Source organism: Asticcacaulis biprosthecium C19, assembly GCF_000204015.1.
Classification (GTDB): domain Bacteria; phylum Pseudomonadota; class Alphaproteobacteria; order Caulobacterales; family Caulobacteraceae; genus Asticcacaulis; species Asticcacaulis biprosthecius.
In genome coordinates this window covers 183,901-194,782 of record NZ_GL883078.1, presented here as the reverse complement: position 1 = coordinate 194,782, position 10,882 = coordinate 183,901, and the positions used below count along the sequence as shown (strand labels likewise).

General features: G+C 61.0%; 8 protein-coding genes and 1 tRNA gene. 5 read left to right on the top strand and 4 right to left on the bottom strand.

Annotated features, from left to right (window positions below):
- Window positions 1–38: 38 nt before the first annotated feature.
- Window positions 39–128, bottom strand: a tRNA-Ser gene (locus ABI_RS11490).
- 418 nt (window positions 129–546) lie between these two features.
- Between ABI_RS11490 and ABI_RS11485 the strand changes: the two genes are divergently transcribed.
- The 5 genes from ABI_RS11485 to ABI_RS11465 all read left to right on the top strand — a co-directional run bounded on the left by ABI_RS11485 (window position 547) and on the right by ABI_RS11465 (window position 7,404).
- A complete protein-coding gene (locus ABI_RS11485) occupies window positions 547–1,812 on the top strand; it encodes an OmpA family protein (RefSeq protein WP_040309175.1) in 1,266 nt (421 codons plus the stop codon).
- Window positions 1,813–2,361: 549 nt separating this feature from the next.
- Window positions 2,362–4,842, top strand: a complete 2,481-nt coding sequence (locus ABI_RS11480; RefSeq protein ID WP_006273144.1) for a TonB-dependent receptor — start codon at window positions 2,362–2,364, stop codon at window positions 4,840–4,842.
- A gap of 130 nt (window positions 4,843–4,972) precedes the next feature.
- Entirely contained in the window at window positions 4,973–6,004 is a 1,032-nt protein-coding gene (locus ABI_RS11475; protein ID WP_006273143.1) for an agmatine deiminase family protein, read from the top strand.
- A gap of 10 nt (window positions 6,005–6,014) precedes the next feature.
- Window positions 6,015–6,896 carry an N-carbamoylputrescine amidase gene (gene aguB, locus ABI_RS11470; RefSeq protein ID WP_040309174.1) on the top strand — a complete coding sequence of 294 codons (882 nt, stop codon included), beginning with the start codon at window positions 6,015–6,017 and terminating at the stop codon, window positions 6,894–6,896.
- A gap of 46 nt (window positions 6,897–6,942) precedes the next feature.
- Window positions 6,943–7,404, top strand: coding sequence for a hypothetical protein (locus ABI_RS11465; protein ID WP_006273141.1), 462 nt, complete (start codon window positions 6,943–6,945; stop codon window positions 7,402–7,404).
- Here the strand turns inward: ABI_RS11465 and ABI_RS11460 are convergent.
- The 3 genes from ABI_RS11460 to ABI_RS11450 are packed head-to-tail and all read right to left on the bottom strand — an operon-like array spanning window position 7,401 to window position 10,786.
- Window positions 7,401–8,102: a pseudouridine synthase gene (locus ABI_RS11460; protein ID WP_006273139.1), complete on the bottom strand. Its 702-nt coding sequence runs from the start codon at window positions 8,100–8,102 to the stop codon at window positions 7,401–7,403. The two genes, ABI_RS11465 and ABI_RS11460, sit on opposite strands and share 4 nt — an antisense overlap.
- Window positions 8,099–9,139: a class I SAM-dependent methyltransferase gene (locus ABI_RS11455; protein ID WP_006273138.1), complete on the bottom strand. Its 1,041-nt coding sequence runs from the start codon at window positions 9,137–9,139 to the stop codon at window positions 8,099–8,101. Before ABI_RS11455 ends, ABI_RS11460 begins: the two co-directional genes overlap by 4 nt.
- A 33-nt stretch (window positions 9,140–9,172) precedes the next feature.
- Window positions 9,173–10,786 (bottom strand): alpha-glucosidase, encoded by a 1,614-nt coding sequence (locus ABI_RS11450; protein ID WP_006273137.1) that lies wholly within the window; start codon window positions 10,784–10,786, stop codon window positions 9,173–9,175.
- Between the last annotated feature and the right edge of the window lie 96 nt (window positions 10,787–10,882).

Below are 10,882 nucleotides of genomic sequence, written 5' to 3'. Positions count from 1 at the left end.
AAAAAGCCCCCTTGCGGGGGTGCTTCTTAGAGGTGATATGGCGGAGAGGGTGGGATTCGAACCCACGATAGAGTTGCCCCTATGCCGCATTTCGAGTGCGGTGCTTTCGACCACTCAGCCACCTCTCCGTCAGAGGGAGACCGAAGAAAACACCTGATTTTACAAACCAGTAAAAGGGTGTTCGGGCCCGGTCCGTCGGCGCCGGGGCGCCTGGGGGTCGATCAGAGGGCGTGTCTCTACGCAAAGGCCGAAGAAATCGCAAGCCTTTTTCTTTTCCTTATGATATTTTTATGTGCCCCCTTGGTGGGCCTATAGATTTTTTACGGTAGCGTTCGGTCATTATGACCGCCTGTACGGTTGCATTCCCATAAGCGTGTCTTTCTGGTGTCAGTTCGCGTCAAAGCGGAGCCAAAAGTGCAGATTCTTAACCAAATACGTATTTGGGTGCTATGCAAAACGACTTCGGAAAGTTATTGAAGTCACGTACTAGAAGTTTCAGTCGAGATGATCGGCTGTTCGTTCGATGGCCAAGAGAGGGCAATTATTATGAAACTCAGTTTGCTAGCGGGCGTCGCTCTCGCTGCGATGGTAGCAGCGACAGGCGCTTCTGCCGAACAATACCCGGGCTGGTACGGCGGTGTCGACCTTGGCTACAATTCCAAGGGCGACTATGAAGCCGTTTCCACCGGCAAGATGGCGGATGGTGGCGCGTACATGTACGACGTCGCAACCGACGAAGACTGGGCCGGCTTTGCCCGTCTCGGTTATCGCTACAACCCCAACTGGCGCGTTGAATTCGAAGGCGGCTATCGCCCCGGCGACGTGACCAGCGCGACTGCTCCGTTTGCTCGTGACTACCCGACCATTCCGGGCAACACGACCGTTGACACCGCGCTGTGCACCGTCGGCGTCATCCGTGGTGCGGCCGATCCCTGCGGCGGTCCGCGCGGTTCGTTCGACCAGACGACCTTCATGGTCAACCTGTACTATGACATCCTGCCGGAATCCTCGCTGCACCCGTTTGTCGGCGTCGGCGTCGGTGTCGACCACGTCAAGGCTAAGCTGATCGGTCAAATGTCGACCAGCCCGGCTGGTGGTGTTTCCGATCTCAGCATCACGGGTTCCGACACGGTTCCGGCCGCACAGTTCCTGGCCGGTATCGCCTGGGCCCTGTCCGACCGCCTGAGCCTGGACGTCACCTACCGCTACCTGGCGGCTGGTGAAGCCACCTTCGACGGCATCGTTGCACCTCTGAGCGCGGCCAACATGGCCGGCGGTGGCGCGAACGGAGCTGGCTGGGAACAGCCGGGTGAATTCTCCGGCAAGTTCAATGACCAGACGGTCTCGGTCGGCCTGCGTTGGGCCTTCGGTGCTCCGGCTGTCGTGGCTGCGCCTCCCCCGCCGCCGCCCGCTCCGCCGATGACCCCGCCGGCTCCCCCGCCGCCGCCGCCGCCTGCGCCTCCGGTGCAGAAGTACGAAGACCGCACGTTCATCGTGTACTTCGAGTTCGACAAGTCGGACCTGACGGCGGACGCTCAGGCTGTGGTTTCGGCCGCTGCTGACTACGCCAAGACCGGTGGTGCTGCTCGCGTCGTGGTCGTCGGTCACGCCGACACCTCCGGTTCGGCCGCTTACAACATCCGCCTGTCGGAACGCCGCGCCAAGACCGTGGCCGATGCCCTTGCTGGTCTCGGTGTTGACGGCTCCAAGCTGGCTGTTGACTGGAAGGGTGAATCTCAACCCGCAGTCGCCACCGGCGACGGCGTGAAGGAACCCCTGAACCGTCGTTCGACGATCGACATCGCGTTCTAAGATTTAGAACTCGATTCGTACGTTACAAGCGAAAATGCGGAAACCCGGCCTGTCTTCAGGCCGGGTTTTTGCTTGTCCGAAAAGGGCATCGTGATATCCGCAACATGTATGCTGCGTCGCAAAAGACACAGGGTCTTTCCGCACGTCTTCACGAAAATGCAATGGTGTGAAATTTTTCCCGCGAGATCGTGATGGTTCGGTCACGACTCGGCACATCTAGGTAGGGCTTGGGTTTGAGCGCCTATATATGGTGGGTTTCCCTTGCGGCACCCCCAGGGAATCGCGCGAAATGCGGCAAAATCGTGCCTGCTGCACAGCAGCAAACTGTGACAATAAGGCTGCAACCCGTTGCGTATGTGACAAGCGTCACAAAAGGTTTGCACTTTTCGCTCAAAAAGCGGCGAGAAACCTACTAAAGAATTAACAGCACAATTCTTGCGGCGTCTCACGGGGCCAACCTGGGCTAGCTCAGGCTGCTCATTTGTTGTCCCGGATGCCCGGTATGTTTTGCTTTTTTGCGTGTAACCCACTGGAGAGGGGATCCTCCGAATGAAACTCAACAAGTCCATCATCCTGGCCGGCACCGCGCTGGCGTCGCTGGTCAGCGTTTCGGGCGCCTATGCCCAGTCGACCGGCACGGAAGCCACAGAATCGACTGCGGTCGTCATCACTGGCAGCCGTAGCCCGCGCTCCATCGACGGCGCCCTGACCAAGGAAAACATCACCAAGTCTCGCTCGACGGTCACGCAGGAATTCATTGCGACTCAGCCGTCCGGCCAGACCATCCTGAACAGCATCAACCTGGTTCCGGGTGTTAACTTCACCAACAACGATCCTTATGGTTCGTCCGGTGGCAACATCCGCATCCGCGGGTTTGACGGCAACCGCATCTCGCTGACCTTCGACGGCGTGCCGCTGAACGACACCGGCAACTATGCCATCTACTCCAACCAACAGCTGGATCCGGAACTGATCGAGCGCGCCACGGTAAATCAGGGTACGACTGATGTCGACAGCCCGACCGCTTCGGCCGCTGGCGGCACCGTTGGTTACACCACGGTCCGTCCGACCGACGATTTCGGCGTCAACTTTAACCTCGGCATCGGATCGTTCGCCTACAAACGCGCCTTCCTGATGGTCAACACGGGCGAGATCGCCGGCTTCAAGTCCTATGTGACCGTTTCCAAGACCAAGTACGACAAGTTCAAAGGCCCGGGCGTCATCGACAAGACGCAGTACAACGGCATGATCTTCAAGGGCTTCGGCGATGTCGGCGACTATGTCAGCCTGGCTGTTAACTGGAACGAAAACCGCAACAATTCTTACCGCAACATAACGCTTGCGGATTTCAAGACCAATCCGCAGCTAGACTACGACGCGACCTGCACGATCCCGAAGGCTGTCGGCGGTACGGCTCAGGCTGCATCCAACTGCGGCAATTATTTCGGACAGCGCGTCAACCCCTCCGACACAGGCAGCCTGCGCGGTAAGTTCAAGTATCACCTGACCGACAACCTGATTTTTACGTTTGACCCAACCGTCCAATACGTCCTGGCCAACGGCGGCACCCAGACCGAAAACGTCAACGAAAAGAACTCGCGGCTGGACAACGACGGTACGGATACCGCCGGCGTCGGTAAGGACCTGAACGGCGACGGCGATGTCATGGACGTCGTCACTCTGTGGCGTCCGTCGACGACGAACACCCACCGCTATACCGTCAATAGCTCGTTGATCTGGGACCTTGACGACAACCATCGCATCCGCGGCGCCTACACCCTCGACTACGGCCGTCACCGCCAGACCGGCGCCTTCGGCTACCTGCAGGCCAATGGCGATCCGGTTGACGTATTCGGTGGTCGTGACAATCCGGACAATGCCGTTACGTCACTTACCGGCAATGTGCTGCAAAACCGCAACCGTTTCTCGATCGCCAAGCTGGAACAGTTCTCGCTCGACTATCGTGGCCAGTTCCTGGACGACAAGCTGGTCGTGAACCTCGGTGTCCGCGCGCCGAAGCTTACCCGCGAACTGAACAACTATTGCTACCAGCCCTCCGGCGGCGACTTCCCGCGCTGCACCAGCGAAGCGACCTCCGGCACGCCGACCGCTTCGGGCAACGTCTTCTTCCCGTCGACCGGTTCCACGCCGCATATTGCGCCGATCAGCTTCGTCAAGGAATATTCCAAGACCCTTCCGAACGTTGGCGTGTCCTACGCGATCGGCGACAGCCAGATGATCTATGCCAGCTACGCTGAGCAGATCTCAGCGCCGCGCACGGACAACCTGTACAAGTACAGCCGCGCGGCTGCCGCTAATTCGCCGCTCGTCACCTCGATCGCCGATCCGGAAACTACTCAGTCGTTCGACCTGGGCTACCGTTACCAGAGCGGTTCGATCCTGGCCTCGACGGCCCTGTGGTCGACCAAGTTCCACAACCGCATCGTGACCACGTACGATCCGGACACCCTGCTGTCGGTCGACCGCAATGTCGGCGACGTGGATATGTACGGCTGGGACGGTCAGATTGGCTGGCAGGCCACTGAGCATCTGTCGCTCTACGCCTCGGCCTCTTACAATCACAGCGAACTGTTGAGTGACCTGCAACTGACCGCTTCGACTTACCTGCCGACCAAGGGCAAGACTTTGGTCGAAACACCGGAATGGACCTACGCCACGCGGATGCAATGGGATGTCAATCCGGATTTCCGCGTCGGTCTGCAAGGCAAGTACGTCGATGAACGCTTCATCTCCGACGTGAACGACGCCAAGTCGGATGCCTACACCACCTTCGACCTGGACCTGAATTGGGACATCGTTCCGTTCGGTCTTGAAGGCACGCAACTTCAGATCAACGTGATCAACGTGTTTGATGAAACCTATCTGGGTTCGCTGGGTTCGACCAACAACACCGTTGTCATCAACGACGTCGATCCGGGCACGCCTGTAGTTTCCAAGTCGGCCAGCCAGCCGACCCACTCCGTTGGCGCGCCGCGCACCGCTATGCTGACCCTGAAGACGAAGTTCTAAGCTTCGTCTGACGACGACTAAAAATGAAGCGGCTCCGGTTTGTCCGGGGCCGCTTTTTTACGCCTGATTGTCGTGGCAATGTATGCATGGCGGTGCTAAGAGGCGGCGCTTATCAATTGTGGGCTCAGGCATGACTCGAATCGTTCCGGCGGAATGGGAAGCGCATAAGGCGATCTGGCTGGGTTTCCCCAGCCACGGCAATCTGTGGCAGGAGGACCTGATCCCGGCCCAGGCCGAGGTCGCGGCCCTGGCGCGCGTCCTGGCCGAAATGGGCGACGAGCACGTCAAGCTGATGGTCATGGGCGACGAAGCCCGGGCTGCGGCGGAAACGCTGCTGGGTGATGTCAAAAAGGTCGAGATCGTCGATGGCCGCTTCGGCGATATTTGGTTCCGCGACACTGGCCCGATCTATGTTGCCGACGATGCCGATGAGGACGACCTCCACCAGGCTCTGCCGGTGGGATTCCAGAACAACGGTTGGGGCGGCAAGTATCACCTGAAGTTTGACGATGAGGTCGCGCGTCAGATCAGCGAGGCCGACGGTTTCGCCAGCACGACCGAGGACTTCATTCTGGAAGGCGGAGCGTTGGACCATGACGGTCGCGGCACGGTTCTGACAACGCGCCAGTGCCTGCTTAATCCCAACCGCAATCCTGGCTGGACCCAATCCCTGGCCGAACAGGCTCTGTTCCAGTCCCTGGGCGTGCGTAAGGTCATCTGGCTGGATGACGGCATGCTCAACGACCACACCGACGGCCATGTCGACAATCTGGCGCGTTTCGTCGCGCCGGGCGTGGTCGCCTGTCCCGTGGCTTTCGGCCGCGACGATCCCAATGCCGACGTCTATGACGCGACGGCGAAGCTGCTATCGGCTCAGACCGATGCCCGCGGTCGTCCGATCCAGGTGGTGCGCATCCCGTCGCCGGGAAAAGTCACCGACGAGGATGGCGAAATCATCCCGGCCTCCCATATGAACTTCCTGATCGCCAACGACTGCGTGGTGGTGCCGATCTACGAAGATCGTCCGGGTGAACTGGCGGTGGAGGCGCTGCAAAGCCTCTTCCCCGAACGCCAGGTCCTGGGCTTGTCGTCGCGCGCCATCCTGACCGGCGGCGGCAGCTTCCATTGCATCAGCCAGCAAGTGCCCCTTATCAAAGCCTGAGGTAACCGATATGCCCCGTACCGTGAAGGTGGCCGCCCTCCAGACGGCCTACGGCGCCGACATGGCCGCCAATATCGTCAGGACCGCGGCGCTGGTGCGCGACGCGGCGGCGCAGGGTGCGCAGATCATTCTGCCGTCGGAACTGTTCCAGGGTGAATATTTCTGCGTCACCCAGGAAGAGCGCTGGTTCGCCACCGCCTATCCCTGGCGCACCCATCCGGCCGTTCTTGCGATGCAAAAACTGGCCGCCGAACTGAACGTCGTCATCCCGACCTCGATCTACGAGAAGGAAGGCCCGCACTATTACAATTCGCTGGTCGTCATTGATGCCGGCGGCGACCTTCTGGGCCTCTATCGCAAGTCGCACATCCCCGATGGCCCGGGCTATCAGGAAAAATACTATTTCCGGCCGGGCGATACCGGCTTCAAGGTGTGGGACACCAAGTTCGCCCGCATCGGTGTCGGCATCTGCTGGGACCAGTGGTATCCGGAAGCCGCCCGCGGCATGGCGCTGCTGGGCGCCGAGGTCCTGTTCTATCCGACCGCGATCGGCTCGGAGCCGCATGATGACTCGCTCGATACCGCCGCCCCGTGGCAGAGGGTGATGCAGGGCCATGCGGTGGCCAACGTCATTCCGGTCGTCGCGTCGAACCGTATCGGCACTGAGAGCCTGATCTCGCCGCAGAACGGTGCCGGCCAGACCTTCTATGGCCACAGCTTTATCGCCAATAACCGCGGCGATCTGGTCCGGTCGTTCGGCGCGACGGAAGAAGGCGTGCTGGTCGCCGAGTTCGATCTTGATTACCTCAACACCCACCGCGCCGCCTGGGGCTTCTTCCGCGACCGGCGGCCTGATCTGTACACAGCCCTGGCCTCGCCACGTCCGGTGTGATTTCGCCGCAATGCGAGCCTAGACTTGGTGTAAAAGGAGATTGCTCATGACCGCTCGTATCCTGACGACTGCCGTGTTGCTGGGACTGGCCGCCTGTGCTTCAGCGCCAGCACCGCAAGCGTCCGCCTCCGATGGCGCGCGCCGCCGGCCGCTGACCGAAGCCGAAACCTGCGACCTGATCGTGCAGGTGGCAAAGCAGGTCGGAGAAGGGCCATTCGATGCCGATATCAAGCGCGAGGGGAGCCGCGGCATCGACTGCAGCGAGCAACTCAAGGCCGCCGGTCTGGCCATCTTCCCAGCCAGCCGGATGAACGCGCCGAATGTCCAGATCTCGGTTCAGGACCGCGGCTGGGTGTTTCATGAGCCGCGCTTCACCGACGACGCCGAAGCCGTGATTGTCCTGGACTTTGTGTGCCGCGCTCTGTGCGGTCACGGTGAAGAGGTGACGGTGCGTCTGCAAGATGGTGGCTGGAAGATCGTCAAACGCGACACGACCTGGATTTCCTAAACCTTCAGCACCATGGCAATGTCATCCGGCGTCATCAGGCGCCACTTACCCGGCGCGAGATCGTCCAAGGTCAACTCGCCCATCTGCGCGCGGTGCAGGGCTTCGACGTGATTGCCGACAGCGGCGAACATCCGCCGCACCTGATGGTAACGCCCCTCATACAGGGTCAGCCGGGCGGTCGTCTCGCCGGTAATCTCCATTTGGGCCGGCTTCAGCGGTTCTTTTTCGCTCTCCAGCATGAGTTCGCCCGAGGCAAACACCGGCACATAGGTCGGTGAAATCGGGCGCGCGGTGGTGACCTCATAGATCTTGGCGACATGGTTCCTCGGCGAGATGACCTTGTGCAGGAAATCGCCGTCATCCGTCATCAGCAACAGGCCTGACGTGTCCGAATCGAGCCGCCCCACCGTCGATATCACCGGCTTGCGCAGGGAAAAGCGCTCGGGCAAGAGTTCATAGACCAGACGGCCGCGGTCCTTGGTCGAACACACAAAGCCGGTCGGCTTATGCAACAGCAGGATCATGCCCTGGGCCGGGTCCAGGGGCTTGCCGCGCAAACGGATATCGTCATGGGCGATGGCAGAATCGTCGTCGAGGGGCTGTCCGGCGGCATCGGTAATGGTGCCGCGGCGGATCAACTGCTGCATCTCCTTGCGGCTGCCATAGCCGAGATTGGCCAACAGTTTGATCAGCTTCATTTGACCGCCTTGAAAACCTTGTAGCGCGGGGCGTCGGCCACCGTGATCACGGTTTTGAAGGCGGCCTTCAGAACCTCCTCGTAGGGCAGGTGGCGGTTCGCCACCATCCACAGGGCGCTGCCCTTTTCGAGCGCGCCGGCCGCCGCGCGGATAAAGCCGTGGCCCAGGTCGTTGCGATCGGCGCGGCCGGTGTGGAACGGCGGGTTCATGACGATAAAGTCGAACGGACCAGAGACGCTTATTGGCACGCCCTTGGTGACGTCGTGCCAGTGAAAGTCACAGCGGTCCGCGAATGATGCCAGGTTTTGCCGCGCCAGGGGCAGGGCGCGCGACTCGGCCTCGAACAGCGTCAGGTGCGTGACGGCGGGACAGCGCTGCAACACCTCGCGGCTGAGATAGCCGGCGCCGGCGCCGAGATCCGCGCCCTTGCCCGACAACTTGGGCAGGTTTTCGGCCAGCAAACGTGATCCAGCGTCGATGCGGTCCCAGGCGAACAGACCCGGGCGACCGATCAGACCGCCTTCGACCTCACGCGGCGCATCCAGCTGCGACCAAGCCGCCACCAGGTCGCGGTCTATGCCGTCACCGACATGCGCCCAGAAGGCGCGGCACTTGTTCTTCGACAGGCTGGTGACATTTCCGCACAGGGCCTTGAGGTCGTTCTCGACCGTCTTGGCGCCTTCCAGATTGCTGACGGAGGCCAGGACGATGCCGCCCGGCCTGGTCTCGGTGACGGCGCGGGCCAGCAGGGCGCGGTATTCCTCGCGCTGGCGCGGCGGCAGCACGCAGACCAGGCCGTATTGCGTACCGTCCCCATCTTCGCGAAAAGGCGGGGCTTCGCGCAGAGCAAAACCCTGACGGACCAGAACGTCATAGTCGGGTTTGAAGCTCTGGTCGCACAGCCACGCCTCGCGCGGCAGGACGTCAAGCGCCGGGTTGTAGCGGGCGCGCAGGAACAGGGCGGGGCCGTCGGCCGGCGCAGGAACGTCCTCGCTCAGGGCGAGGCACAGGGTTTCTAAAACGGGATCAAAAGCCATGGCGCGGCCTATGCCACAGGCCGCGTCAGGATGCTATAACTTCCGGTAGATGCGGGCTTCCCAGCCGCGCAGATGCCGGTCGGCGGTGCCGTAATTGCTCAGAACCAGGTCGAAACCGGTGGGGGCCAGGAAGACCGACGCATCACAGGAAAAGTTGAGCGCGATCATCCAGACGTCGCCGTCAAGGCTGCGTTCATATACGAACAGCTTGTCGTCGTGGGGCAGGGCGTCGCGGTAATCACCGTATACCAAAGCGGGATGGGCGTTACGCAGGGCGATGAGCCGTGCATATGCATGATAGACCGAGTTCGGGTCGGCCAGAGCGGCCTCGGCATTGATGTCGGTGTAGTTGGGATTGAGCGCGAACCATGGCGTACCCGTGGTGAACCCACCGTCCGCAGTCCACGGCATCGGCGTGCGGGCATGGTCGCGGCTGACCTTGTTCTGGTTGGCGATAAAGGCTTCCGGCGTGGTGCGGCCGCCTTCGACTTCTTCACGCCAGGCGTTCTTCGTCCAGATATCGTCGAACTGGGCGATATCGCGGAAGGTGACATTGGTCATGCCCAGTTCGTCGCCCTGATAGATGAAGGGTGTGCCCCTCAGGGTCAGAAGCAAGGTCGCCATGACCTGCGCCGAGCGCACCCGCCAGTCGGGGTGATCGTCGCCATAGCGCGAGACGATGCGCGGATTGTCGTGGTTGGAAAAGAAGACCGTCGGCCAGCAGTGACGGTCGAAAGCGGCATCGTGGCGGGTGAAGATCGCCTTCAGTTCGGGCAGGGTCCATGGGCGCCACCCATCAGGTCCGCGATCGATATCGACCGTGTCGAACTGAAAAGCCATGTCGAGTTCGCCGCGCCGCTCGTCGATCAGCTTTGGTGTTTCCGCCAGCGCCACGCCGAAGGCCTCGCCGACCGAAACGGCCTGGTAGGGTTCCAAAACCTCGCGCCGCATTTCCTGCAGATAGGCGTCGCGGTTGGGGCCGTTGGCGTAGGTGTCTTGCGGCCGCCCGCTTAGTTCCGGCCAGGCTGGATCTTTCGACACGAACGGGATGACATCCATGCGAAAGCCGTCGACGCCCTTATCCAGCCAGAATCGCATCACGTCGTAGACCTCGTGGCGGACCTTCGGATTGTCCCAATTCAGGTCCGGCTGTTTGACGTGGAAGAGGTGCAGGTAATAGTCGCCAGTGGCGTCATCCTTTTGCCAGGCCGGGCCGCGGAAGATCGAGGTCCAGGCGTTGGGCGGCGTCTTCTGCCAGATATAGTAGTCGCGATAAGGATTATCGCTGGACTTGCGGCTTTCGACAAACCAGGCGTGCTCGTCGCTGGTATGGTTGACCACCAGATCGAGGATAAGGCGCATCCCTGCGGCCTTGACCTCGGCCAGCAACGCATCGAACTCGGCCATGGTACCGAACTCGGCCATGACTTTGCGGTAATCGCGGATATCGTAGCCATTGTCGGCATTAGGGCTGTCGAAATGCGGCCCCAACCAGATGCAGTCAACACCGAGTCCTTTGATGTAGCTGAGTTTTTGACGGATGCCGTTGATGTCGCCGATGCCGTCGCCATTGCTGTCGCAGAAGGAGCGCGGATAGATCTGATAGAAAACGGCTTCCTTCCACCAGGCGCGTGCGTAGCCGTTCACGGAGAGATTCCTTCCTTAAACCCCTCTCCCGTTTACGGGAGAGGTTAGGCGCGGGGCGGCTAGCCTGAGGGGCCTGATCGGCGTCAGTGCACAATC